We start from the raw sequence: 25649 nt of genomic DNA, 5'->3' as shown, positions 1-25649 counted from the left end.
TGATGGGGTGGATGGTGGATGGTGGATGGTGGATGGTTAAGCGAAAATCTCGGCAATCGTCTGCTGGATCGCAGATGCAGCCGCATAAGGATCGGGCGCAGACTTTATCGGTCTGCCCACGACGATATAGTCGGCACCATTCCGAAAAGCGGTGGCGACATCCACCGTCCGTTTTTGGTCGTCGCTCTGGGTGTCGATATTGTCTACTGGTCTGATGCCCGGAGTAACCACCAAAAAATTTGTGTCTAAACTGGCTCTGAGAGCCTTGGCTTCACGTCCAGATGAAATCACACCGTCACAACCGAGCGCGAGGGCACGTTTGGCTCTAGATAGCACTAGTGCGTCAGGATCGCAGTCGAATCCCAGATCGTTGAGGTCGCCGCGATCGAGACTCGTCAATACGGTTACTGCTAAAATCTTGAGGTCTTGTTTTTCCCGCACAGCGGCTCTGAGGATCTCATCATTGCCATGCACCGTCACAAAACTAATCCCGCGATTGGTGAGTTGTCTGACTGCCGCACCGACAGTTTGGGGGACATCAAAAAATTTCAGATCGACAAAAATCTGTTTGTCGCGGGCGAGTAACCAGTCGATCGTTTCAAAGTATTGCCCGCCCAGAAACAGCTCCAATCCTAGCTTGTAAAATATCACAGCATCATCGAGCTGGGTGACAATCTGCTTGGCGCGATCGCTAGTTTCGACATCCAAAGCAAAGATCAGTCTTTCCTTGGGAGCGATATTTTTTTGAGATAGATAGGATCGATCGTCTGACATGAGGCTTGCTGGCAATATCACAATAGTAACAATCCCAGTTTAGCTGCAAAAGCAAACGGAAATAACCAGTAGGTGGGTAAAGTTATAACGTTGATAATACCTGAAATCCAGACGGTGGGCATTGCCCACCCTACTTCTTTGCCTTCGCTGTCTGCTTGGTGCAACACATGCGCCAGGTATCCTCCGCGTGATTGCATCCGCAACTGTCAACTGTCAACTTTTTAACCCCTTGCTTCAGCAGCTCTTTGCTCATCCTGGGTTTGGGGTGGACGGTAGCCATGCTCGAAGGCAAATCTCACGAGTTGGGATCGATTTTCCAGATTTAGCTTGGTGAGGATATTGCTCAAGTGAGTTTGGACGGTGCGGGGACTGATAAATAGCCGTTGGCTGATTTGTTTATTGGTTAAGCCTTGGATCACTTCCCAGAATACGCGTGCCTCCGCCGGAGTCAATGGTAGATCTTCTTCTGGTTCGGGATCTTTAGCTTTGGCAACGGCTTCTGTTAGATTTTCGCCATACTCATCCCCATCCCGATCTTCAGGGACTTTTTGCATCAACCGCACCATCTCTGAATGAATCCGCCGCGAACGTTCGAGTTGAGCCTCAATTTTGGCAAGTAACTCCAGTGGCTCAAACGGCTTGGTGATATAGTCATCAGCACCGATGTAGTGACCCTGAATCCGGTCTTCGAGATCCTTTTTGGCTGTTAAAAAAATAAATGGGACTAATTGCCCTGGTCTAGTAGCACGGAGACGACGACAAAACTCCAAACCATCCATTCCTGGCATCATGATATCTGACACGACTAGATCTGGCGGATCTTGAGCAAACAGCTTCAATCCTTGGACTCCAGAAGTGACAACGCGTACCGAGTAGCCTCGCTTTTCGAGGTAGCGTGTCAGCACGGCTTGGAGGGTTTTATCGTCGTCTACTAATAAGATTTTTTTCACGTTCGGATCCTTGGGGTCACAACGATTTGGCAGGAAATGGGGGCAGCAATCTAAATTAATAAACTTAGCAGTGCAATTTATCTAATTTAAGTTGAGATGGAGAGTTTGTGTGTGCTTTAACGATCGATGCTGCTGAGGATTGGGAGTTACTAAGTTGCAGGCAGCCGCACTGCAATTGCTTTCTACGGATCTAGCGATCGTCACTGCCAGGTAGCAGCCATACCGCAGTTTGACTACTTCCAAACGCGATCGGTAACCGAGCCGATCTATTCCCACATACAACTATACAGCTAGGACAGGATCGGCGATCTTGCCGATCGACCTAGATCGCCTTTGACGACCGTCATCCATTCGTGTCGATCTACAGATGTTGACGTTCCTGATAATCTTATCATTCCCTCAATTTAGGAAGATGCCACAGGTGCCAATCTATAAATTGCCCACTAGATCGATAGCAACTTTGGTTGTGTAGGGATCGATTGCAGTCTGGAATCGGATTAGAGCCAACTCTAGAACTAACCTCCACTCTCTGTCTTGATGCGCTAAACCCTCGGGGAACCCGAGGAGCGCGCATCGCTACTCTCTACCCTCTCATCACAGTTAACCGCTGACTTTCGCCAAAGATCTATTGATAACCTGCGGCTTGGAGTGAAAATAGATGAGCATAGCGTCCGCCATCTGCTACCAATCGATCGTGAGATCCTTGCTCGATAATTTGCCCATTTGCCATCACAATGATTTTGTCAGCCATTCTCACCGTCGAAAAGCGGTGCGAAATTAAGACTACCATCCGATCTTGAGTCAGAGCACGAAACCGATTGAAGATCGCCATCTCCGCTTCGGCGTCCATCGCCGCAGTTGGCTCATCCAAAATCAAGATATCAGCATCCGATCGCATGAATGCGCGTGCTAAAGCAATTTTTTGCCATTGTCCACCAGATAGTTCTTGTCCGCCCTTAAACCACTTTCCGAGTTGCGTATCAAACTTTTGGGGCAATCCATCGATAAACGGTTTTGCCATGCCTTTGTGCGCCGCGAGATCCCATTCTTGACGATCGTCGAGATGCTCGACATCACCGACGCCGACATTTTCCCCGACGGTAAATTGATACTGCACAAAGTTCTGGAAAATCACCCCGATCCGGCGTCTCAATACATCGACATCCCAGTCTTGTAAATCCACGCCATCGAGTAAAATCCTGCCACTAGTTGGTGTATATAGGTTGGTTAAAAGTTTGATCAGAGTCGTTTTACCAGAACCATTTTCGCCGACGATCGCCAGTTTTTCACCTAGTGGTAAATGCAGGGATATATCATTTAATACGGGCTGTTGACTGCCAGGATAGCTAAATGAAACATGCTCGAATCTAATTCCATCTTTCACAATCCCTTGAGTCACTTTGCCTTGAGATTGGGGCATCGGTCGATCGAGAAATTCATAGAGATTGGCAAGATATAAGTTATCTTCATACATGCCGCCGATCGAAGTCAATGCCGCTGCAAAAGTTGACTGTCCCTGTCTAAATACCACCAAATACATCGTCATCTCACCCAAGCTAATCGCACTGGAGATCGCCTCGATGACGATCCAAGCATACGCTCCATAAAAAGCGACAGTACTCAACAAGCCCAGCAAATATCCCCACCAGCCCTTCTTAATCGTCAGATTGCGATCTTCGACATACAGCAAGTTAAAGATATCGCGGTACCGCTGCAACAGCACCGCACCGAGCTGATAAAGCTGCACCTCCTTGGCATAATCTTCTCTGGCAAGTAACGTCTCTAAATAATGCTGTTGACGGGTTTCGGGCGATCGCCAGCGAAACAATCGAAAGGCGTGTTCGGAAAATCGCGTCTCGGCAATGAATGACGGAATCGCCGCGCCAATCAGTACCAGCACCGCCCAGCCCGAAAATTGCCACAGCAATCCACTAAAAGTAACCAACGTCAGCGCGGACTGACACAGCCCAAAGGTACGAGTAATCAGCGATAGCGGGCGACTAGATGCTTGCGATCGCGCCTGACTCATTTTGTCGTAAAATTCGGAATCCTCAAAATGTGCCAGATCCAGCGTCAGGGCTTTTTCGAGAATCAACTCATTGACACGTTGCGCTAGCAATACTCGCAATAATGATTGACAAACTACTAAGCCTTTCTGCGAAGCTGCCAATAACACGATCGCCACCGCTTCGAGCACCACATACAGCAGCGCATGTTGACGATCGATCGTCAAACCACTTCGGTTTGCTAGTACCACACTATCGACAATCGACTTACCAACGATCGCGATCGCTCCTGGCAACAATCCCCCGACTAGAGCCAATCCTGCCAAGGCGATCGTCAAAGTCCGACTAGTCGTCCATACCAAACTGAAAGCTTTGCTGCTGTATCGAAATACTGATAGCGACTGGCGGATAGTCTTCCCGATTACTTTCCATCGCCGCCAGTTACCTTTGTTCTTACTCTTCATCTTATCGTTAACATCGTCCCTGGGCCTAAAATTTTTGGCTGTAACCCAGAGCCATCAAGGCTTGCTGCTAGTATAGTTGAAATCAATAGTGTAATGAGAGTGTCGCAAACCGCCTCGACCCGAACTCACTCTCATCAAAGTAGGATATTCTCAGAATCGATCGAGTCTCAATCTACTCGATCTGCTTTCCACGATCGAGTCAGCGTCACACATTGAGCGCATCAATGCGAACACAACGATCCCTGAAAAAATTGTAGCGATATATCACGATCGCCAAACTTTGCTAATAATTGTTGCAGATGCTGGATCTTTCTGATAACGTGTGTTCAATCGGTAAATCTTGATGTAAACGACTCCGACATCGTACAAATAGCCGATCTTTTGTCACTACCAAATTCTCCCACCTTCAACGATCCGTCATCTGCTTTCTGGACCGCCGATCGCGTCCCACTATCAGTAACTTGCAGCGATCGGCAGGTGCATAATCCACACACCAGCACTCTGCCTAAACTGAAATTCCTACTCCCTTGCCGCCTCACCATCCACCATCCACCATCCACCATTCGGAGGTTCTGAAGATGAAGCTACATGGAAAAACCGCGCTCGTCACAGGCGCGTCACGCGGGATCGGTCGCGCAATTGCCATTGAACTAGCCAAAAATGGCGTCAAGCGACTGCTCCTCGTTGCCCGCAACCAGCAGCGACTCACGGAAATGGCGACAGATATCGGCGCAATGGGCGTCGAAGTCATCCCCCTCATCCTCGATTTGACCGATCGAGTGCGCGTCAATATCGTCATCTCTCAAGCATGGCGAGATTATGGGCAGATCCACCTGCTCGTCAACTGCGCAGGTGTCGCCTATCAAGCCCCCTTCTTGCAGTCCAAGTTACCCCACGTTCAAGAAGAGATCGCCATCAACCTCTTGGGGATGTATACCATCACCCGCCTGATTGCACGGCGGATGGTGTCTCAACGCGAAGGGACGATCGTCAATGTTGCCAGTCTCATGGGCAAAGTCGCCGCACCAACCATGTCTACTTACTCGGCGACCAAATTTGCCATTTTGGGCTTTACCCAAGCCTTACGGGGCGAATTAGCCAGCCACAATGTGCAAGTTATTTCCCTCTTACCCACATTGACTGACACTGATATGGTGCGAGATTTGCAGTTATTTCGGGGGATCGTCCCGATGTCGCCACAACGAGTCGCCCAGGCTCTCATGCAGGGGATTGCCGCAGATCGCCATGAAATCATCATCGGCTGGCAGAGTCATCTGGCGGTATGGGGCAACTATCTAGTCCCGCGACTAGTCGAACGCGCGATCCGGTTGGCGGCACCCCTACCCCACCAGCGATCCTGGCGGTGGCTGGGAGCAAAAGGTTGACTCACGCTCAGATCTGACGAGATCGTCCCCTACTTTACTCCGCTGGTAGTCACCAGGGGGCGATCGGTGAGTAGCTGCTCGGTAATATTACTCACAAGAGCTACGCGATTGTACTGAGCAGAAGAATAAGAATGAGTTATATTAGTTGAAGATACATAACTGTAATCAGCAGCAGTGTGATGACATCGATAGCTGGGAGGGCGATCGACCCCATTACCGCCTGAGCAACCGTCATGTATAAAAAGTTACAAACTGGTATTTGCTGGTTGCTGTAGCAATTTAAACTATTACTCATGCTAATGCCTCAGTTATCGCTATGCTTACCAATCTGATTTCCAGAATCCACGACTGTTCGCAAGCCGAAGATATCCTCAGTGTCAGTGTAGAGTGCGTCAAACAAGCTCTAGGTAGCGATCGAGCTGTCGTGTATAGCTTGCAGCCGCAGAGTTTGGGGCGGATCTTGGCAGAAGCGGTAGCCCCAGGATTTCCACGCACGATCGAAACCACCATCGACGATCCCTGCTTCCTGTCGCGACATATCGATAGTTATCGGAACGGACGCATCAGTGCGATCGATGATATTCAAACAGCCAAAATCACTCCTTGTCATCTCGAAACACTCGAACATATTGCCGTCAAAGCCAATCTCGTCGTACCGATTTTGTTACCAGATGGTGAGCTATATGGCTTATTAATCCTGCATCAGTGTTCGCAACCTCGGAGCTGGCAACCAGCAGAAACCGTCCTCGCCGCACAGATGGCATTACAAATCGGTTGGGCACTGGATAATGCTATTCGGTGGTCGCAGTGCCAAAAAATTCAATCAACAATCGATCGTCACAAGTACTACAGCGATTTGGCGATCGCAGCTACCCAACAACTTCATCAGTGCAATACCCGTGCGGAAGTATTGGAAATAGCCACCACTCAAGCTCGGACTATTTTAGAGTGCGATCGCGCGATCGTCTATGCCTTCGTCCCACCCAATCGTGGTAAAGTCATCGCCGAATCAACCTTACCCGCTCTAGCACCGATTAGAGGGATGGCGATCGAAGATCCCTGTTTTGAAGCTGAATACATCGATAGATATCAGTATGGCGGAGTGCAGTCGATCGCCAATATCCATCATGCTGGCATCAATAGTCACTTTGTCGATGTTTTAGCAAAAATCGCCGTCAAAGCCAATATCACCGTCCCAATTATTGGTAGTCACAATGAGTTGTTTGGACTATTGGTAGTGCATCAATGTTTTAACTATCGTCAATGGCAAGATCCAGAAATAGATTTCCTCAGACAGATTGGCATCCAAACTGGCTTGGCATTGCTCAAAGCACAGTTTCAGGAAGAAGTGATGATGATGAAATCTTCACTCAAGCGGGCGGGGATGGTCAAAGAGACGATCGCTACTGCTGATACTCAGATCCAGCATGTCAAAGAGTCTCTGACCAACTCTGTTCAGACATTAGATGAAGCCAAGCATCTGATGCGCTTGCTCAGTCATGAAGTGATTACCCTCACCGAGAAGTTCTCTAGTGAAGATATCAACCTCATCCGCATTATCGCCAAGAAATTGCAGAGTAATACCGATACCGCTACCGTCGGGGCACTCTCGCTTCAGTCCAATATTGCCGAACTCGAAACAGCACTTGATTCAGCGATTAAAGTATATAAGTCTCGCAAGTATAATTAAATTAATTGAGAGGAATCGAGTAGGGTGGGCACTGCCCACCAACACATTACCGATTTGATTTTTTTGCTACGGCTGTAAATGATCTGTGGGCAGTGCCCACCCTACTAAATAACCGCTTTAATCAACCTTTTGATAAGCTGACATTGGTTCTTTAATCAATCGAATATACAGATGGCGGAAAGTAGATTTGATTACTCGCGGGAGTGCAAAATCGATCGGCATCAACGCCTCAGGTAGCTTCCAATCGGGACAGTGGAGATCGACCGGACGCAACAGCGGAAACTCGATCTCAGCCAAAGCGGGAGCCAACCCCAATCGTTGCGCCGCCGCTGCTGTCGGTACTAAATGGGCTGCGACATTGAGGACTGCCAACATTGCCACGTCGATCGCAAATACGTCAGCAGAGGCACCCAGCACGCCCAAATTGCGGGGTTCGCCGCCACTGGGGCCATTGCCCTCATGTCCGACGATGCCATCGATAATCGTCAAATTCGGGCTAATTGCACGGGCGGTTTCGACCAGCATCTCGCCAAATCGATCGGCACTTTTGCCTGCTTCCATGTGCCACCAGGCTTTCATCTTACCTGGAACGCACCCAAATAGATTTTTGACACCCAGCGTCATCGTCAGTTGCATGTGAGACTTGACTTTGGGCAAGTTTATCACCACATCAGCCTCGATCGCTTCTTTACTAAGCAACAGATGATTGAAGCTCTCGCTGGCTGTCTCATAGCGTTTGCCATGAAACTCCACTACGGGCAGATTCAACTCTGCCATCATCGGCAAATAACCATTGGCTTTGGCTACTCCCATCGCACTCCCAAACGCTGGACTGTCACCAAAAAATGGCTGACCACCCGCCTCAATTACCAGCTCGGCGACACACCTAACTAGTTCGGGTCGCGTCACGCATTCTTTGGTCGGACGCGCTCCAGTCAACAAGTTGGGCTTGAGCAAGACGCGATCGCCCATTTTGACAAAAGCACCGATGCCACCTAGTGGGGCGAGGACTGCGACTACCGACTCGCGGAGTTGTGCTGCTTGGTAAGATGTGGCGCGAATGAGGCTGACGGTTGGCGGCATAGGTTTAGGCTTTAGACTTTAGGCTTTAGCTTTGAGGGAGCGGGGTGGGTACAGTTCGACTATCGATCGCTCAGCAGTGCCCACTAGCTAGATTGCAGGGGGTTTACACCCGAATACTTACTCATTATATCCTTCGGGTTATGGCTTGGCTTGTGAGCGATCGCGTTACAATACGATTGTTGCAACCATTAGTGTCTATGACTTCGATCGCGACTCCGACTGCCAATTCGACGTGGATGTGGCGCGGACATCAGATAAATTATCAGACTGCTGGGGATACGGGCGCAGCCGTGTTACTGATTCATGGCTTTGGGGCTTCGGTGGGACACTGGCGCAAGAATCTACCAGTATTAGCAGCCAATTGTCGGTGTTATGCGATCGATCTGATCGGCTTTGGTGGCTCGGATAAGCCACAACCTAGCGAGATTGAGTACACATTTGAAACTTGGGCGACACAGGTCGTTGATTTTTGTCGAGAAATCATCGGTGCGCCGACGATTTTGGTTGGTAACTCGATTGGCTGTATTGTTGCGCTTCAAGCTGCGGTTACCAGTCCCGAAACTGTGCGTGGTATCGCTTTGCTCAATTGTTCGTTACGACTATTGCACGATCGCAAACGCGCTGCGATGCCGTTTTATCGTCGCTGGGGCACACCCATTCTTCAGTCTGTTCTTACAGTACCCGCGATCGGTAAATTCTTTTTTAAGCAACTCGCCCAGCCTCAAGTCGTTGGCAAGATCTTACGGCAAGCCTATCATCGCCCCGAGGCAGTAACCGCAGAACTGATCGAGATCTTGATGGCTCCGGCCGCCGATGCTGGCGCGGCGGATGTCTTCTTGAAATTTACTGCTTATTCCTGGGGGCCATTACCCGAAGATTTATTGCCGCAATTGACTTGCCCAGCGATCGCGATTTGGGGTGCTGCCGATCCGTGGGAACCCATCGCTTTAGGACGCGAATTGATGAATGTAGCCACGGTTGATGAGTTTGTCGAACTCCCGAATGTGGGGCATTGTCCCCAAGATGAAGCCCCAGAACTCGTCAACCCTGTTTTGCAACAGTGGATTGCTAAATTATAAGTGGGTCAGATGATTATTTGTCACCGAGAACGTGTCTGACACCTAAAACCTAACCCCTAAAGCCTAAAGCCTAAAGCCTAAAGTCTAACACCTAAAAAATTGAGAATTTATTTTTACAAAGTTAATGCTCCTTATGGTTGCTTTTCTAACTTTTCACCACACTCGATCTGGATGCCGACAAGCTGCGGCAATGATGCGATCGCCCGGTGGCAAACTGTCGAACACTATTATCAAGCCTACAAGTTTGAGGGCACAAAACTTGCATATCTGATGCCGCAAATCCAACAAGCATCAACGCCCGAACTTGCCGCAAAAATTGGACGTGAGAGCAACCATCAGCCGCGTCCAGATTGGGACTTATGCAAATGCGAGATCATGTATCGTGCTGTCTGGCAAAAATTTAGGCACCATCTAGATATTCAACAAGTTTTACTCGATACATCGGATGCAGAAATAGTTGAAGATTCGCCTGTAGATTCCTTCTGGGGCTGCGGAAGCGATCGCAATGGCACAAATCATCTCGGACGGATTTTGATGCAGGTCAGAGCCGATCTTCAACGCGATCGCTTGGCAACGCTATAAGCAACCCAAGTTGCTACTGGGGATTGTCACAGCGCAGATTTGCCAGTGCCTGGTGCGCGCAACTCGTCGATCGAGAGTTGAGGGGGTTCGGTGTATACCGAGTCTAGTAAGACATCCAGCACACCTGCCGATCGCGCACTGTGGATCGCTTTGTGACCGATCAATTCGGCGACATTCAAAATCACTTCATCATTGCGATCGAGGATAACTCTAGTCGTCGGGCGACCTAAAGCTCTTCCGATCCGTTTTTCTTCTAGTGCGTGTGTGCTCCGCCCTTGGATGTCGCTGGCAGTTGCTTTAACTTTCTCCCAGAGACTGGTAGCATCCGATTGGATCTGTGCGCTGGCGTTGGTGGTGGTGGTTTTGAGCCGTGTCCCTGCCACTGTGGCTAGGTTGCTTGCTTGGGATTGTGCCGCAGCCGTAGGCGACAAGCCTACCGCCTCTAAGAGGGCTGATTCCTGGTGAGTCGCACGAGCACGCTCGATTGCTTGGGGGGTGATGATTTGCCCTTGAGCGGCGATGATGTACCCCTCAGGTGTATAAATCGCGCGCTGTGCCCGTCGCCCTTGGGCGCGATCGATTGTCAAACCAGCCACACTATCATCCAACCGTTCGCGCAGCGGGATCGTCAAACTGCCACCAGCCGAGCGGTACAATTCGTCAAGAATGTCGAGGCTTTCGGCGGTATCGGCGACTGCTGGCGCGATCGTTTCACCTGCTAGTACTAACTGGGCACCATTGGGGGTGTTGACGGTGTGTTGAGCTACCTTGCCAAGCGTGAAGGCTTTCTGAGCCGATCGATCGACGATGGCATCTGTAACTCTAGTATTGGCAGCACGCGCGGCAGCTTGTAGTTTCTCATTGGCACTCTGGGCGGTGTCTTGGAGCTTGGCACCTGCGCTCTGAGCCGTAGTTTGGATCTTGTCATTGGCAGTTTGGATCGCTGCTTTCAAGCCACCAACTTGTTCTTCCATCAAACCGACTGTTTCGGCTGGTACAAAGGCTACATCCCTACCAATTTTGAGTGTATGAGTAGCAGGCACGAACGATCGACCGGAATAAGCATCGGCAAAGATGCCACCAGATACTTCATAACCTTCCACGATCCCTGTCTTTTCGTCAAAATAGAAGTCAATTAACCTACCCAGATCGCGACCATCTGTCGTTACGATCCGCGTACCGTCCAGGGTATTATCATCCTGAAGGACTTTGTGAATATTAGCGCGATCGACTGATGGCGAAATTGCATCTTTTGACGGCACGATAACCGCATCGATTCCGAGTGCTTTAACTAAAAACAGGGGCAATATTCTGGCATTACGAAACCAGCCCGCTTCTTTTATCAAAAAGCCTAGTAGGCAGTTCTCATCTTGGTCGAAGATCAGATCTTTAACGATCGCAATCTTTTCGCCAGAGTCGTAGGCAATAATCGTCTTGCCAATCAAATCTTTTCCTTTACGCACGAGCTTTACCGTCCTCAGATTTAGAGCTAAATTGTTAGTTGAGGTGAATTAATAAATTACAATTCCGAGTACTTACGGTTGCAGTGGATACTGCTGCGATGATAACCCCGCTGGCTGTCTATCGGTCGGCTGTTCGCCAAATCCTGGTACTAGATTTAGGTCACCTGAATATTCCAAGACACTAGCACCAATGACCGCAACTAAAAAGGCAAGTCCAACATACATCGGAGCTTGAGAAGGTTTACCAATTAAGCGTGGCATGATATTTATTAATAATTTGAGTTTAATCTAATACCAATAATTCTAGCAATAGGATCGCCAATAATCGATCGCTCGATCGGTCAAATTATCTACTGATTCAATACTCCATTGGAGTGATTTAACTAGTTATAACTTTAAATGCGTCACTTGCTAGTTATAGCAGTCGCCACATCGGTTAAGACACTCTAGATCTCAGTCCGCGTAGGCGGACTTTGCAGCACTAGCGGCGATTTTAATCGCTGTGCTGTCCTAACCGCCTTGGCGGTTGCTATATCATCAAGTTTTCCAGCAGATCCTCGGGCACAAAAAAACTTAGGCATCTCTACCTAAGTAATCTCAAACTATACCAAGTACAACAGGTCTCGAACGAGAGTAAATGACTAACTTACTTATTTAGCTCTCTCTTGGCGTTGTCGATGCCGTCACGCACCTTGTCACCTAATTCATTAGCTTTGTCTGCAATTTTGTCCTTAGCATCTTCGATGCCGTCACGGATTTCTGCACCAGCTTGCTTGGCTTTGCCTGCTGCTTCATCTTGAGAACTTCCGGTAACTTTACCGATCGCTTCTTGACCTTTGCCTTCAACATTTTGAGCTGCTGCTTTGGTACGATCTTCGATACTCATAATTGTCTCCTTCGGGTTTTTTATTTATTTGAACTTTCTGTACGATACAATACTTTTCACTTTGTCCTCTCTCCTAAAAGCGATAGTTTGGCGAAAGCGATCGAGTGGATTTATCTGTCGATCGATTGTATGTCCACCTCTCGATCGATAGACTACACCTTTGGCGAGGATTTAGATCCCACAACCGCTCCCGTCATCATTATCGCTGAGGCTATTGCGGATTTTTAGTAGCATTTCGATCGGGAACGAGCCGCTGTGCTTCTGCTAGATTCTCATCTTTCATCGCCAAGCAAGCATCGGCAAGAGTCTGGGGCTTACCCTTAGTCTCTGGCGCGACAATCCGTTGCGCTTCACTCTTGTTGTCCGCTTTCATAACTGACAAAGATTCACTGAAGGTCTGCGCTGTTTCAGGAGCTGCCACATCTGCTGGTGGAGTTGCGGCTGGAGTAGGATTTGTATTATTCATCGCATCTTTAGGTGTCTACGACACCCAACTAAACCGATCTATAATGTACGACAGGTTCGCCGTTAAACCCTCTATCTAATTGTAGATTCATGGATGATTTTTCTAACGACACCATCGATTTGACTCTGTTCTACAAAAACGGCTGAGATCGTGCGCTCGGCTAAAGATTGTTCGGACATATAAAATTGGGGGTCAAGGATAACAGCAGTCAATACGGTTCGGTTAGCTAGTTAGGTAGCGGTTGAAACCGCTGCTAGTGATGCAAAGTCCGCCTTCGCGGACTGACAATATCTAAGAAAATGGACTTAACCGAACCGTATTGTAATAGCGGTGAGATTAATTTCCACAAAAATGCAGCTAGAAACGGTTAGCTGCATTCAAGTCACATGGCTACATCTAGCCAATTGGGTTAGACGCCTACTGGAGTTTTGGCTTCGAGATCGGGACGAGCACCGTTGGCAGACAGAGCCTCACCTTCGATAAACGATCGCAACATCCAAGCCATCTCTTCATGCTGCTCCATGATGCCAGTGATGAAATCAGCCGTACCTTCGTCATGGAAGCTTTCGCTACAGGTATCGATATGTTCGCGGAGGTTGCGGACGATCTGCTCGTGATCTTCAACTAGAGCAGACACCATCCCTGTCGCCATCGGGATGTTACCAGGATGTTCCTTCAAAGATGCAAACTCCAAGAAGCCTTTCATCGTGCCAATTGGGTAACCACCGAGAGCGCGAATCCGTTCGGCAATCGCATCGATGTTTGTGGAAATAGCTTCGTATTGCTTGTCCCATAGCTCGTGAAGAGAGATAAATTGGGGGCCAACTACATCCCAGTGAAATTTCTTAGTTTTGACCACCAGCAGATAGGAGTCTGCCAAGTCGTGGTTGAGGACATCGATGACACCTTCGCGTTGCTCATCAGTCAAGCCAATATTGATCGGACGCATGTTCTTGATCTCCAAGAGTAGTTTTTTAGATAGCTAGGAATAAGATGTTGGCAAGCGATCTCTCTCGCTACTGGGGCTGCCAGCAAGAGATAGAGAGCTAAAATTCTTACTTACCAAAGAAGTTTTTGACCTTTTCAGTTGCTTGCTCCGCAGCATTTTCAACTCTATCAGCAACGTTTTCAACGGCATTTTTCGTATCATTCACACCATCTTTAGCTGTCATCTTGACATCATCAGCTTTGTCTTCGATCTCTGACTGTGTGTTACCGATCGCGCGGGTAGTGGAGCCTTTGATTTGTTCGGCTGTACCAGTCATTTGCTTGGACATACTATCAGCACTGGTTGCCAGTAACGGCGACGCGATTGCGGCATCTACTCCCAGTAGAGCATTTTGCCAAACTAGTGTCAGGATTAAGAGTCCGCCGATAAATTTGGTGAGCTGATGCTGCAAGGTAGCAACTAAGTTGTGAATCTTGAATTTCATGTCGTTAAAATTAGCTGTGGATTGCATCCTTTAGTTATATAAGGAAATACATAATCCCCACATCATTCAACAGACAGAGGTTGACTTTGGCGTTCTCACTGAAATCTCTATCGATCGGCAGAGGGGGACGATCGCTAAATTGCCATCATCAAGCTCTAATCTTCACGCTGCCGTTGACGGACATAGCTGGCAATTCCCCGCTGAGAATCTTTGATAAAATCACAGATTTCGCGTACCAAATCCGAATCAAATTCCGCTTCCAATTTGAGTAAAGCTTCAGGAATCAATAAGTTCGATTGGTACAGGATTCTGAAAGCACGTTTGAGCGTCAATCGCTGTTCAGGCGTAAAGCCAGCACGACGTAACCCGATCGTATTGAGACCCATGATTTTGTTGAGCGTGGTGCTGCGGGTCATGCAAAATGGTGGGATGTCTTTCTGTGCGGCCGATCCGCCAGCCATCATTACGAGTCTGCCAATTTTGACAAATTGATGCACCAAGCAATTGCCACTAATAAAGGCGCGATCGCCAACTTCGACATAGCCAGCTAGCAGTGCGCCATTAGCGACGATAATATCATTGCCTAGTTGCACGTTGTGGGCGAGGTGAGAGTACGCCATCAGCAGGCAGCGATCGCCTACTGTCGTCACCGTTCCCGCTTTGGTACCACGATGGATCGTCACCCCCTCCCTGATGCTGCAATTGTCCCCGATCTGGACATAACTTGGCTCGTCTTTGAATGCCAGATCTTGAGGGAGATCGCCGATGACGACGTTGCTATGAAGATGACAATCGCGACCGATCGCGGTGTATGGGAGCAGGGTGACGTGAGCATCCAGGATACAATTGTCCCCAATCTTGACATCCTGTCGGATGTAGCAAAATGGACCGATCGAGACATTCGCACCGATTTGAGCACCAGGTTCGATCGCGGCGGTGGGATGGATCTGCATGAATGAGGAAGAGAGCGGGTTGCAGCAAATATTATACCCTACAGGCGTACCTGTATTGCTGAGGTGCGATCGATCGGTACCCAACAGCCTAAGCGGTTAGAAACCGCTCCTCAGAGTGCAAAGTCCGCCTGCGCGGACTAATAAACTAGTCCGCGCAGGCGGACTTTGCATCACTAGCGGCGGTTTCAACCGCTGGCAAACCAGAGCGAACCGACTCTACTCCCGCTCCCGACTTGCCTGCATCTGCTTAGAAGCCCGATAGGCATCTGCCATCCGCCCAAAGTTGATTTTAAATTCTTGCCAACCCAACAGACTACCCTTGCTATCGATATCTTCTTCCCAGGATGCAGATAGAATCCCATAAGTCAACCCCAACACACTCAATCCCAAACAGCCCATACTCGTCAGCAAGACTAATGTATTAGCGACTTTAAATAAGTGGTTGGCAATCACCCAATAACTGCCCAAAAAGACCCCCATCCCCATCAACACGGGAATGCCACAAAATACTAGCACCCGCCGAATCATCCGGTTGCTAACTATCTCAGGGATATAACCAGATCCCTGCTCGGGCATGGTTGGTGCCGCAGTCAGGGGTTTGACGATCGGTGTCCCTTTTTTGGCTGCGGGTTTGCGCTTGTTCTTGCGCGGTTCAAATGGGACAGATGGGCGGAGATTGTCACCAGACATATTAGTGTTGATATTTGAGTAGTGAATGGTGGATGGTGAATGGTGAATGGTGGATCGACGGTTGCTTATTGCTTGCGTCTAGTCGATCGCCTCTTGCAGTGGCTCTACCAACGAGCGGGAAAGTAGGCAACAGCCCAGACAATCGGATCGACGGCTATTTCACACTACTTTCTCACCATCAGCGATCGCGATGTGCTCGATCCGCTCACTAGTCTTTGACGCGACGGATACCGAGGCTGTCGGCGAGAGCTTGATAACGTTGGACGCTTTCAGCTTGGATGAACGCTAGTAACCGTTTGCGTTGACCGATCATTTTCAATAAGCCTCGGCGCGAAGCATGATCGCTTTTGTTGGCTTTGAGGTGTTCGCTCAGACGGTTGATCCGATCGGTGAGCATGGCTACTTGGAGATCGGAGGAGCCTGTATCGGTTGCGTGCAACTGATACTGAGTCATGATTTCTTGCTTGCGTTCTTGAGTTAGGGTCATGAATACTGGAAAATATATTGATAAATTTTGCAACTTACTATTTTAACATTTGCAGCTCGATTTGACTATAGGTATGTGCCAACAAGATCCTGAATGCGGACTGACGATCGGCGATCGCGATTGCTGAATACTGGAACTTCGCGCCACGTTTGGCAATCGAACTATCCAAATTTGCGTGGAACCTGAATTCAGCAAGGCGAACTAGATTGGGGTGATTGAGACAGTAGCGATCTAAAGTGTTTGCTACACCTGCAAAATATTTTTGAATCGGATGGATACATTTTGAAAGATCTGGGAATACTAGGCGTACGGATCTAAAAGTCGTGAAATCTGTATCAAAAGGCACCTTGCTTTTTGATATTAAAGCTCGTATGGAATCCTCGATTATCTTAAATTTTGCTGAGAATTTACTCTATGAAACTCAAAAGACTCGTAAGTTTAGCTCTAGGCTCAGGTGTGGCTCTTGCCACTGTCGGAGCTAGTTCGGCTCAGGCTGTATTGGTTGTGACTACCACTACCGATGCTGCTACCTTGGGCAACACTATCATCGGTTCAGGTATCACTGCTACCAACTTTGTCTATACCGGAGGAGACATTGCTTCTGGCACTTTCACAGGCGGAACGTCTGCTGGCATCGGGATCGACCAAGGGATCATCTTGACTAGTGGTGATGCTAATTTAGCAACAGGACCTAATAGCACGGGTGGGTCGACAGGTAGTAATACTGCACTAGGTGATGCACAACTGAGTGCATTAGCAGGCGGAGCAGGTACCTTTAATGCAAGTGTCCTGTCCTTTGACTTTACCTCAACCTCATCGGATCTATTCTTCAACTTTGTATTTGCATCTGAAGAGTACCCAGAATTTGCCAATACTAATTTTAATGACGTATTCGGTTTCTTTGTCGATGGAACCAATATTGCCTTAGTGCCTGGAACTACTACTCCAATCACCATCAACACCATTAACAATGGTAATGGTAATAGTGGTGTAAATGCCCAGAATCCACAATTCTACATTGTTAATCCTTCAGGTGCGGCTGGTACTCAATATGATGGCTACACGACTGTTTTGACAGCTCAAGCTTTGGGACTTAGTGCTGGATCGCATAGTATTAAACTGGCGATCGCTGATGTCGGCGATGCTAGTTTGGATTCGGCGGTATTTATTCAGGCAAATACTTTTGCTGCTACCAACCCTACTCTGCCGCCTACTGGTAGTCCTACTGACGTGCCTGAGCCTTTCACGATCGTCGGTACTCTGATCGGTGGTACAGCGGCACTCCGCATGAGAAAAAAACTCAAATCTAACGACAAAGTGTAGACTAATTAATTAGCTTAAACGGGCACCAGCTACGTGTGAGGATTTCGATGATGAATTCCGATCGCGTGTCTGGTGCTTTTTGCTGACTATCCTTGGCAATTCGCCATCCGCTCATTAGAGCCAAGCTAAATCGAGATCGTACGTCATCTCCACATCAGCAACAGCGATGTGCAAAAAGATGCTAATTCGATCTTGACATTATTGTAATATACCGCTATGCTCCTGTAAAGATATTAAGTATATTAACAAATACTTAGTAATAAAGTATACGCCTTGTGTCGAATAAAACACTTAAAAATTTGCGGTAACTGATGTTCGATCTAGAGATGAGATCGAGTCAGCCAAGTAGAGATTGATGCTGCGCCAACTAACAGTGGCGATTGATATACTACCAGTACCACATATCTGACTTTTGTTTTGACTGGTAGATCTAAAAAATGTTGCAAAGATCGCAGACCGAAACCCCGACTATCCTATTTTGAAGAGAATTTGCGCTATGAAACTCACAAGACTCGTAAGTTTGGCTCTAGGCTCAGGTGTGGCTATTGCCACTGTCGGAGCTAGTTCAGCTCAGGCTGTATTGGTGGTGACTCCCACTAACGATGCTGCTATTTTGGGCAACACCATCATCGGTACAGGTATCACTGCCACCAACTTTGTCTATACCGGAGGAGGAACTACTGCTGCTGGTACATTCACTGGCGGGACAGCTGCTGGCATCGGGATCGATCAAGGGATCATCTTGACTAGTGGTAATGCCAATCTTGCCCCAGGACCAAACAGCACTGCCAATGCGGGATTGAACAATAGTGCCGCTGGAGATGCCCAATTGAGTGCATTAGCAGGCGGAGAGACTACCTTTGATGCAAGTGTCCTAACCTTTGACTTTACATCAGCTTCATCGGATCTATTCTTCAACTTTGTATTTGCATCTGAAGAGTACCCAGAATTTGCCAATACTGAGTTTAATGACGTACTCGGTTTCTTTGTGGATGGAACCAATATTGCCTTAGTGCCTGGAACTACTACTCCGATCACCATCAACACCATTAACAACGGTCAAGATGATACTGGTGTAAATCCCCAGAATCCACAATTTTACATTGCTAATCCTTCAGGTGCGGCTGGTACTCAATATGATGGCTATACCACTGTGTTGACAGCTCAAGCTTTGGGACTTCGTGCTGGATCGCATCGTATTAAGTTGGCGATCGCTGACGTTTTCGATGCTAGTTTGGATTCGGCGGTATTTATTCAGGCGGGTACCTTCGCTGATACTTCTCCAACTGCGGTTCCTGAGCCGTTTACGATCGTCGGTACTCTGATCGGTGGTACAGCAGCACTCCGCATGAGAAAGAAGCTCAAATCTAACGACAAAGTATAGATTGCTTAATTAACGTCAGTGTCTCGTTCTGAGAGGCTACGCCAACGGGAAAAGAAGAGCCTAGAGACTGGAAGTCTCTGCTTATGGTGCAAAGTCCGCCTTCGCGGACTAGATTGTCAGTCCGCGAAGGCGGACTTTGTAACGTTAGCCCCGATTTCAATCGGCGGCGGTGTCGGAACGAAGCCAATATCCTTAACCCGTTGGCGTAGCCTCTCGGAACGAGACACTGACGTTAGGGTAAACGCACCAAAATGGGCTAGGCTTCGATATAAACTATGGCGATTCTAACTCAGAGCCTTAAAATCGAATACTGGTGCGTTACGGCTGTCTTGATGCGCTGTCTTGACCCAAACACATGCGGAGGGCACCTCCGCGTGATTTGGGTCGCTAAACCCTCGGGGAACCCGTAGACGAGCGAAGCGAGGCGTGTCGTTGGCGTAAGCCTGCCGTAGGCACAGACGGAACGCGCATCGCTGCGCCTAAGACACCCCACATCATCTTTACTCCACATCACTTACCCGACTTTACTCAAAATTTGAGCGACGACTGTCATCGTTTGCTCATAAAGTAAATCGCGTCCCCACCGCTGGAGATACTCAGCGAGTAAATCTTCAGCATTGCGTTCGGCGAGGGAAGATACTTCCTCTACCCGTGCGGTTTGGGTACCGCCGCGCATTTCCATCTGCATACAACCAGCCACTTCCGAACAGAGGACGGTGATGCAGTTGGCTTTGGGATTGGTGGAGTTGAGTCTGACACCCATCAGATCGCCAGGGATCTCACCTGCATTGGCTGTCGGCATTCCGGCGAGTTCGGTATGGATCTTGCGTCCGTCGGGAGCAACAAAATCCACCTCGCGGAGGTCGTAATCACCCCCAGTATGTTTGTAACTAACGGGTTGCCACTGGAGGCGGCTGGAGAGCCAACCGAGGAACATCAAGGCTTGAGCGGGATTACCTGCTTCGTAGTTGACATCCACGCGATCGATTTCGGTGATGTCTTTACGTCTCGCGGGGGGATCGAAGGCTTCGGCGGTGAGTTCTTGCCAGCCCGCAATCCTGCGCCAGTTGAGATCGATCACGGGGGTGCCGCGATCGAGTATCTCGTGCAACTGCAATAATTCAGCTTCGCTGGTTTCAAACTCGGCAGAGTCAAAAATTACTGAATGCGCTCGTGCTGCTAGCTGAAGAAATAGGGGCTTCGTGGGTGTGGGGGTATCTTTCCACCACAAGAATTGGGGAAATTCGGGTACGGCGAGGTTGGCGATACTCTCACCGTTGCACTCCAAGGCATCTGGAGTGGCGCGTAAGGTGACGTATTCACTACCAATGAGCGTGTGTAGATATTGCTTCTTCATCGGGCAATAGACGGACACCTGGGCGGTCACGCCAGTGTCTTCACTGATGACTGGACAGACGGTGACAATCCGCCGAGGATTGGTATTGGCGATCGCATCGGTGACTACATAGCCGCGATTATCGACATCTTTTTCGACAGCGAGGGCATGCGTATCTTGAGTAGTGGCAATCTTTTGGTGATAAGCAGCTTGGATTTTGCTCATCGTCTCCCGATCGAGTTTACCAGTCACACTTAGCTGATAGGCTAATTGGGCGGCTCTAATCGCTTTGACTTGAGCAGGGCCAAAGATCCCATCGATCGGCCCATTATAGAAGCCCAATACTGCTAACATGTGCTGAGTCGGTTCTGGCTCATACACCATCAGTGTGAAGGTAGCAGCCTGAGTAGCAACGATCGCATCTTGAGTCTGACTCTCTGGTTGATAGTCTTTCCAGATCTGCCCTAATTCATGTTCGATATCGGCGACAGAAACATCCTTCGGCGCGCGCAATGAGACTACTGGCGGAGATTGGGTACTCATAATTTAGGCTTTAGGCTTTAGGGATTAGGCTTTAGGTTTTAAGCTTTAGAAATTGGGCGGAAAATCTCCTCCTTGGAGGGGTGCCCGTTGGCGAAGCCTTTCCGAAGGAATTAGGGTGGGGTGGGTCAGATCTACGCAGCAATTCTAAGATCGATGCCACTTCCGACCATCATCATTGATTAGATCCTCGGCGGCTAATGGTCCCCAAGTACCCGCTTCATATAGCGAAACCGAATCGGGATTGGTATTAGCCTCCCAATCCGATAGCGCAGGGGTGACAATCCGCCATGCTTCCTCGACTTCATCAGAACGGGTAAATAAAGTTTGATCGCCGAGCATACAATCGATCAATAACCTGTCGTAAGCATCTGAAGATTTCACACCAAAAGCTTCTTGGTAGTTAAAATCCATATTTTCCGTGCGGGTGCGGAGATCTGCTCCAGGCATCTTGGCTTCAAATTGGAGCGATATCCCTTCATTCGGATAAATCTGCACTGTTAGGATGTTGGGATTGGCTTGCCGCGAAGCAGATTGGAAGATCAACCACGGCACTTCTTTAAACTGTACGGCGATTTCAGAAACCTTTTTAGGTAACCGTTTACCAGTTCGTAGATAAAAAGGTACGTCTTTCCACCGCCAGTTATCGACCATAAATTTCATGGCAACAAAGCTGGAAGTCACCGATTCGGGTGCGACACCTGGCTCTTCCCGATAGCCTGGTACTTGGTCGCCTTTCATCCAGCCTGCTTGATATTGTCCCCGAATTGCCGAGCGACTAAGATTATTGACATCGGCGAGGCGAGTAGCTTCCAAGACTTTGACTTTTTCAGTCCGAATTGAATCGGCATCGAGGGAGTTGGGCGGTTCCATCGCGGTGAGGCAGAATACCTGCATTAGATGGTTTTGGATCATGTCTCGCAGTGCGCCAGCGGATTCGTAGTAACCCGCTCGATCTTCGACACCGACAGTTTCGGCGACGGTGATCTGGATGTGATCGATATAGTTGCGATTCCAAAGGGGTTCAAAGATCGCATTGGCAAATCGCAATACCATCAAGTTTTGGACGGTTTCTTTGCCCAGGTAGTGGTCGATCCGGTACACTTGCTGCTCTTGACAATGTTCTCGCACTACTCGGTTTAGGACTCGGGCGGAGCTGAGGTCGCGCCCGAAGGGTTTTTCGATGACGAGGCGATGTTTTTGGGGATCGTTGAGCATTCCTGCACTACCGAGTTGCTTGATGGCTTCGGGGAAGAAATTGGGGGCGACGGAGAGGTAGAAGACGTGGTTGCCCATTGTGCGCCGCTCGGTGTCGAGTTCGCTGAGGAAGGCTTTGAGTTTTTGGTAGCTTTCGGGTTTGTCGATGTCGCCGGAGCAATAATATAAGCCTTTGGCAAATTCTGCCCAGGCGGTTTCGTCTTGGATGCCGTTCCCGAATTCTTCGATCCCTTGTTTGGAATGTTCGCGGAAGTATTCATGGCTCCAGTCGCGACGGGCAACGCCGACGATGGTGATTTCGGGGGGAAGTCTTCGATCGAGTCGCATCTGGTACAATGCGGGGATCAGTTTCCGATGGGTCAGGTCGCCGGAGGCTCCGAAGATAGTCAGAATCTGAGGTTCAGGGACTCGTTCTTGTCGTAAGCCGAGGCGGAACGGGTTTTCTAGTAGATCGATCATTATTTTTCTTGATTACTGATGCTTAGAACTCGAACTAGCTTGCTAGGTTTGTTGTTTAATTATTTGTAACTTTGTAGTAATTTTGTAGGGTGGGCACTGCCCACCATCCATCTTTTAGGCAATAGTGTAAATATTTTTACTGGTTTACTCTCTAGATTCTGTCGCTTGCTAACAAATCAAAATTCGGATTGGGGGTGAGTTTTTCGGTATGACTTGGGGTAGAACCCAGACTGGTACCTCTCTATAACCCCGACTGGGGGAAGCTATCGCCTCCCCCAGACCCCCTCCAAAGGTTCGATTTGTGTGCAGCGTGGTGCGGCATTCACTCCACTTGAGATTTTAGTTAGAAGTTGCTGTGCTGGCGTTCGATCGCGGATTGAGCTTTACGGGATTGTTAGATTAAGAGTAGGGAGCGGTTTAGTACCCTAATTAACTACCCTCTACTCTCTACTCCCTACCCTCTCCCTACACTGGCATCAACGCTTTTACTTTACCATCTAAAGATTTCATCAGCGAGTCAAAGGGTTTGACAAATTTGTCGATTCCGTCAATGAGGAGTTCGCCCATGACGCTATCGAGATCGATATTCACATCGGGATCTTTGAGGCTGGCAATCAGGCGGTAGGCTTCATCGACTCCTGCTTCGATCCGGCTAGCGGGATCGCAGTGATCGGCACAGGCTTCGATCGTATTTGGTGGTAGGGTGTTGACGGTATCTGGGCCAACTAATCCATCGACGTACATGACATCGCTGTAGCTGGGATCTTTGGTGCCCGTACTCGCCCAGAGTAGGCGTTGGACGCGCGCACCTTTGGCTGCGAGTTGTTGCCAGCGATCGGTGGCGATGATTTTCTTGTATTCTTGATAGGCGACTTTGGCATTCGCGATCGCGATTTTGCCTTTGAGGGCGGAGATTTTTTCGGTTTTGGTGGGATCGCTGAGATTTTTGAGGAGCTGGTCTAGTTTAGCATCGATGTTGGTGTCGATCCGGCTGAGGAAGAAGCTGGCGACGGAGGAGATGTTACTGATGTCGTCCCCTTGAGCGGCGCGGGTTTCTAAGCCGCGAATATATGCCCAGGCGGATTCGACATAGCTGGCGACGGAGAACAGGAGGGTGACGTTGACGCTGATGCCTTCGCTTATCATCTGTTCGACGGCGGGTAAGCCTTCGGGGGTACCAGGGATCTTGATCATTACGTTGGAACGATCGATTTCACCATAGTAGCGGCGGGCTTCGGTGATGGTGCTAGCGGTATCGGCGGCGATGGTGGGGGGGACTTCGATGCTGACGTAGCCGTCGATCCCGTTGGTGCGATCGTAGACTGGGCGCAAGATGTCGCAGGCGTGGCGGATGTCGGTGAAGATCAGGGATTCGTAGATATCGTTGAGGGATTTTTTGGCTTCGATCCCTGCTTCGATTTGGTTGTCATATATGGCATTACCCGCGATCGCTTTTTCAAAGATGGCGGGGTTGGAGGTGATCCCCAGTACGCCACGGGTGTCGATGAGTTCGGCGAGTTCGCCTGTGGTGAGCAAATCTCGGCTGAGATTGTCCATCCAAATACTTTGTCCGTATTCTTGCTCGATCTCTAGGAGCGGATTTTGGGCTGTGGTTGACATGGTTGACATTTACTCCATTAGGTAGTGACTATCAATGCTGTGATGGCGGTTTTGTCCGAGATATTCGACTCTCGCCAATGATATTGCTCTGGAAAATGTATCTAAGAAAGATCTTCTGTTGTAGTTACGATCTGGTTGCTATGGCTCTATCTACCGCTATGTTAACAACTCACTGGATCTAACAATAACTACTATTTAATTGTAACGTTCGCACAGGATCTCGATCGCGCTTCAGACGATCCACAAGCTGGGAGGGAATTGAATTTTGCTATTGGCGATCGCTATTTCGAGCATTCTAGCCGATCGACATTTGAATATGCGCGTCAACGAACACATTTTTGACCAAAATCTCTAGGATTGATCTAGGGATCGGCGATCGAGGTATCTTGATGATTCGATCCACTCAGCCTATTAACACTGCGATTAAAAGAATATGGAATTTTGGACTCAAGTATTAGATCTCGCCACCACTACCGCGCAGCGAGTGGGCACCCGATTACTTTCGGACTTCGGACGTGTACAGGGGTTGGAAAAGGATGATGGTAGTCTGGTTACAGAGTCCGATCGCTGGGCGGATCGTGAGATTCGATCGAGTATTGCCAAGACTTTTCCCGATCATGCGATTCTCAGTGAGGAGAATGAGCATGGGTTCACTGAGAATCGCTGGACGTGGGTTATCGATCCTTTGGATGGTACGACCAATTTTACGCGGGGGATTCCCTTATGGGGGATCTCGATCGGGTTACTCTATGATGGAGAGCCAGTATTCGGTTATGTCTATTTTCCACCTGTAAACCAAGCTTTTCACGGTTATTGGGCTGGGACTACGGGTTTGGATTTGCCAACTGGTGCCTATCTAAACGGTCGTCCAATCCACGTTAGTCAGGATTCACCTAGTAGCAATCATTTTTTCAGTTTGTGCGCCCGTAGTCTCCAGATCTGGCAACCAGGATTTCCTTGCAAAATTCGGATGCTAGGAGTTGCTACTTATAATTTTCTGGCGGTTGCTGCTGGTGCGAGTCTTGGTGGTGTGGAAGCAACTCCCAAAATTTGGGATCTAGCGGCTGTCTGGGCGATTGTCCACGCTGCTGGAGGATCGTGGCACTCTTTGAGATCTGAGCCGACTTTTCCAGCGGTTGTCGGGCGAGATTACGAGCACTATCCCATGCCGAGTGCGATCGTCAATCGATCGGAATTGGCCGATCTGGTATTGCCACTGATGGATTCTATCCGCAGATAAAGGGTAGACCTCCTGCGAAAGTAGAAACAAAATCTTTGCTAGTGTTGTCTTGTTGCGCCTTCATGCGGAGGAAACCTCCAAGGGAGCGCACCGCTGTTTTCGTCCATATCTTCCCCTAAAGCCTAAAGCCTAAAACCT

Annotated in this window: 26 protein-coding genes; 8 read left to right on the top strand and 18 right to left on the bottom strand. The window is 48.9% G+C overall.

All coding sequences use genetic code 11. The features are described from left to right. Window positions 1-36 precede the first annotated feature (36 nt). The 4 genes from pyrF to ACEW9I_RS20230 all read right to left on the bottom strand — a co-directional run bounded on the left by pyrF (window position 37) and on the right by ACEW9I_RS20230 (window position 4194). Window positions 37-774, bottom strand: coding sequence for an orotidine-5'-phosphate decarboxylase (pyrF, locus tag ACEW9I_RS20245; RefSeq protein ID WP_373542131.1), 738 nt, complete (start codon window positions 772-774; stop codon window positions 37-39). Between the two features lie 17 nt (window positions 775-791). Further along, the gene (locus ACEW9I_RS20240) at window positions 792-971 is read right to left on the bottom strand and encodes a hypothetical protein (RefSeq protein ID WP_373542130.1); all 180 of its coding nucleotides are present in this window, start codon (window positions 969-971) and stop codon (window positions 792-794) included. 24 nt (window positions 972-995) lie between these two features. Next, on the bottom strand, window positions 996-1724 hold the full coding sequence (locus ACEW9I_RS20235; RefSeq protein WP_373542129.1) for a response regulator transcription factor: 729 nt from the start codon (window positions 1722-1724) through the stop codon (window positions 996-998). A 625-nt stretch (window positions 1725-2349) separates the two neighbouring features. Next, window positions 2350-4194 (bottom strand): ABC transporter ATP-binding protein, encoded by a 1845-nt coding sequence (locus ACEW9I_RS20230; protein WP_373542128.1) that lies wholly within the window; start codon window positions 4192-4194, stop codon window positions 2350-2352. Window positions 4195-4772: 578 nt separating this feature from the next. Here ACEW9I_RS20230 and ACEW9I_RS20225 point away from each other — a divergent pair. Both ACEW9I_RS20225 and ACEW9I_RS20220 read left to right on the top strand, forming a co-directional pair. Then, window positions 4773-5579 carry an SDR family NAD(P)-dependent oxidoreductase gene (locus ACEW9I_RS20225; RefSeq protein ID WP_373542127.1) on the top strand — a complete coding sequence of 269 codons (807 nt, stop codon included), beginning with the start codon at window positions 4773-4775 and terminating at the stop codon, window positions 5577-5579. Window positions 5580-5895: 316 nt separating this feature from the next. Beyond that, complete coding sequence (locus tag ACEW9I_RS20220) at window positions 5896-7269, top strand: GAF domain-containing protein (RefSeq protein ID WP_373542126.1); 1374 nt, start codon at window positions 5896-5898, stop codon at window positions 7267-7269. Window positions 7270-7386: 117 nt separating this feature from the next. On the opposite strand, the gene ACEW9I_RS20215 is transcribed toward ACEW9I_RS20220, so the two are convergent. Next, on the bottom strand, window positions 7387-8352 hold the full coding sequence (locus ACEW9I_RS20215) for a DUF362 domain-containing protein (RefSeq protein ID WP_373542125.1): 966 nt from the start codon (window positions 8350-8352) through the stop codon (window positions 7387-7389). A 197-nt stretch (window positions 8353-8549) separates the two neighbouring features. Between ACEW9I_RS20215 and ACEW9I_RS20210 the strand changes: the two genes are divergently transcribed. Together ACEW9I_RS20210 and ACEW9I_RS20205 are read left to right on the top strand one after the other, a co-directional pair. Beyond that, window positions 8550-9431, top strand: coding sequence for an alpha/beta fold hydrolase (locus tag ACEW9I_RS20210; RefSeq protein WP_373542124.1), 882 nt, complete (start codon window positions 8550-8552; stop codon window positions 9429-9431). A 99-nt stretch (window positions 9432-9530) separates the two neighbouring features. After that, complete coding sequence (locus ACEW9I_RS20205; RefSeq protein WP_373542123.1) at window positions 9531-10013, top strand: NADAR family protein; 483 nt, start codon at window positions 9531-9533, stop codon at window positions 10011-10013. Window positions 10014-10039: 26 nt separating this feature from the next. Here ACEW9I_RS20205 and ACEW9I_RS20200 read toward each other — a convergent pair whose 3' ends face one another. The 10 genes from ACEW9I_RS20200 to ACEW9I_RS20155 form a co-directional block, all read right to left on the bottom strand. After that, complete coding sequence (locus ACEW9I_RS20200) at window positions 10040-11476, bottom strand: PRC-barrel domain-containing protein (protein ID WP_373542122.1); 1437 nt, start codon at window positions 11474-11476, stop codon at window positions 10040-10042. Between the two features lie 72 nt (window positions 11477-11548). Beyond that, window positions 11549-11737 carry a hypothetical protein gene (locus ACEW9I_RS20195; protein ID WP_373542121.1) on the bottom strand — a complete coding sequence of 63 codons (189 nt, stop codon included), beginning with the start codon at window positions 11735-11737 and terminating at the stop codon, window positions 11549-11551. A gap of 385 nt (window positions 11738-12122) precedes the next feature. Beyond that, window positions 12123-12362: a CsbD family protein gene (locus tag ACEW9I_RS20190; RefSeq protein WP_373542120.1), complete on the bottom strand. Its 240-nt coding sequence runs from the start codon at window positions 12360-12362 to the stop codon at window positions 12123-12125. 211 nt (window positions 12363-12573) lie between these two features. Beyond that, window positions 12574-12828, bottom strand: coding sequence for a hypothetical protein (locus ACEW9I_RS20185; protein ID WP_373542119.1), 255 nt, complete (start codon window positions 12826-12828; stop codon window positions 12574-12576). Window positions 12829-13237: 409 nt separating this feature from the next. Beyond that, window positions 13238-13777, bottom strand: a complete 540-nt coding sequence (locus ACEW9I_RS20180) for a Dps family protein (RefSeq protein WP_373542118.1) — start codon at window positions 13775-13777, stop codon at window positions 13238-13240. A 106-nt stretch (window positions 13778-13883) separates the two neighbouring features. After that, window positions 13884-14261, bottom strand: a complete 378-nt coding sequence (locus ACEW9I_RS20175) for a hypothetical protein (protein ID WP_373542117.1) — start codon at window positions 14259-14261, stop codon at window positions 13884-13886. A 155-nt stretch (window positions 14262-14416) separates the two neighbouring features. Further along, window positions 14417-15214, bottom strand: coding sequence for an acyl-ACP--UDP-N-acetylglucosamine O-acyltransferase (lpxA, locus tag ACEW9I_RS20170; protein WP_373542144.1), 798 nt, complete (start codon window positions 15212-15214; stop codon window positions 14417-14419). A 216-nt stretch (window positions 15215-15430) separates the two neighbouring features. Next, window positions 15431-15904, bottom strand: a complete 474-nt coding sequence (locus ACEW9I_RS20165; RefSeq protein WP_373542116.1) for a PAM68 family protein — start codon at window positions 15902-15904, stop codon at window positions 15431-15433. A gap of 208 nt (window positions 15905-16112) precedes the next feature. Next, window positions 16113-16391, bottom strand: a complete 279-nt coding sequence (gene rpsO / locus ACEW9I_RS20160; RefSeq protein WP_373542115.1) for a 30S ribosomal protein S15 — start codon at window positions 16389-16391, stop codon at window positions 16113-16115. Between the two features lie 37 nt (window positions 16392-16428). Beyond that, window positions 16429-16737: a hypothetical protein gene (locus ACEW9I_RS20155; RefSeq protein ID WP_373542114.1), complete on the bottom strand. Its 309-nt coding sequence runs from the start codon at window positions 16735-16737 to the stop codon at window positions 16429-16431. Window positions 16738-16805: 68 nt separating this feature from the next. Here ACEW9I_RS20155 and ACEW9I_RS20150 point away from each other — a divergent pair, with 68 nt between their 5' ends. The 3 genes from ACEW9I_RS20150 (at window position 16806) to ACEW9I_RS20140 (ending at window position 19307) form a co-directional block, all read left to right on the top strand. After that, window positions 16806-17714 carry a choice-of-anchor L domain-containing protein gene (locus ACEW9I_RS20150; RefSeq protein WP_373542113.1) on the top strand — a complete coding sequence of 303 codons (909 nt, stop codon included), beginning with the start codon at window positions 16806-16808 and terminating at the stop codon, window positions 17712-17714. Window positions 17715-18210: 496 nt separating this feature from the next. Further along, window positions 18211-19098, top strand: coding sequence for a choice-of-anchor L domain-containing protein (locus ACEW9I_RS20145; protein ID WP_373542112.1), 888 nt, complete (start codon window positions 18211-18213; stop codon window positions 19096-19098). An 83-nt stretch (window positions 19099-19181) separates the two neighbouring features. Next, window positions 19182-19307, top strand: coding sequence for a hypothetical protein (locus tag ACEW9I_RS20140; RefSeq protein WP_373542111.1), 126 nt, complete (start codon window positions 19182-19184; stop codon window positions 19305-19307). A 305-nt stretch (window positions 19308-19612) separates the two neighbouring features. Here the strand turns inward: ACEW9I_RS20140 and opcA are convergent, their stop codons facing one another. The 3 genes from opcA to tal all read right to left on the bottom strand — a co-directional run bounded on the left by opcA (window position 19613) and on the right by tal (window position 24271). Continuing rightward, window positions 19613-20977 carry a glucose-6-phosphate dehydrogenase assembly protein OpcA gene (gene opcA / locus ACEW9I_RS20135; RefSeq protein ID WP_373542110.1) on the bottom strand — a complete coding sequence of 455 codons (1365 nt, stop codon included), beginning with the start codon at window positions 20975-20977 and terminating at the stop codon, window positions 19613-19615. A gap of 144 nt (window positions 20978-21121) precedes the next feature. Beyond that, the gene (gene zwf / locus ACEW9I_RS20130) at window positions 21122-22651 is read right to left on the bottom strand and encodes a glucose-6-phosphate dehydrogenase (RefSeq protein ID WP_373542109.1); all 1530 of its coding nucleotides are present in this window, start codon (window positions 22649-22651) and stop codon (window positions 21122-21124) included. 465 nt (window positions 22652-23116) lie between these two features. Further along, the gene (gene tal / locus ACEW9I_RS20125; RefSeq protein ID WP_373542108.1) at window positions 23117-24271 is read right to left on the bottom strand and encodes a transaldolase; all 1155 of its coding nucleotides are present in this window, start codon (window positions 24269-24271) and stop codon (window positions 23117-23119) included. A gap of 433 nt (window positions 24272-24704) precedes the next feature. Between tal and ACEW9I_RS20120 the strand changes: the two genes are divergently transcribed. Beyond that, window positions 24705-25511 carry an inositol monophosphatase family protein gene (locus ACEW9I_RS20120; RefSeq protein ID WP_373542107.1) on the top strand — a complete coding sequence of 269 codons (807 nt, stop codon included), beginning with the start codon at window positions 24705-24707 and terminating at the stop codon, window positions 25509-25511. Window positions 25512-25649 lie beyond the last annotated feature (138 nt).

The organism is Chamaesiphon sp. (assembly GCF_041738855.1).
Taxonomy (GTDB): Bacteria; Cyanobacteriota; Cyanobacteriia; order Cyanobacteriales; family Chamaesiphonaceae; genus Chamaesiphon.
The sequence above is the reverse complement of the archived record's forward strand: the minus strand, read 5'-3'. Positions and strand labels throughout refer to the sequence as shown.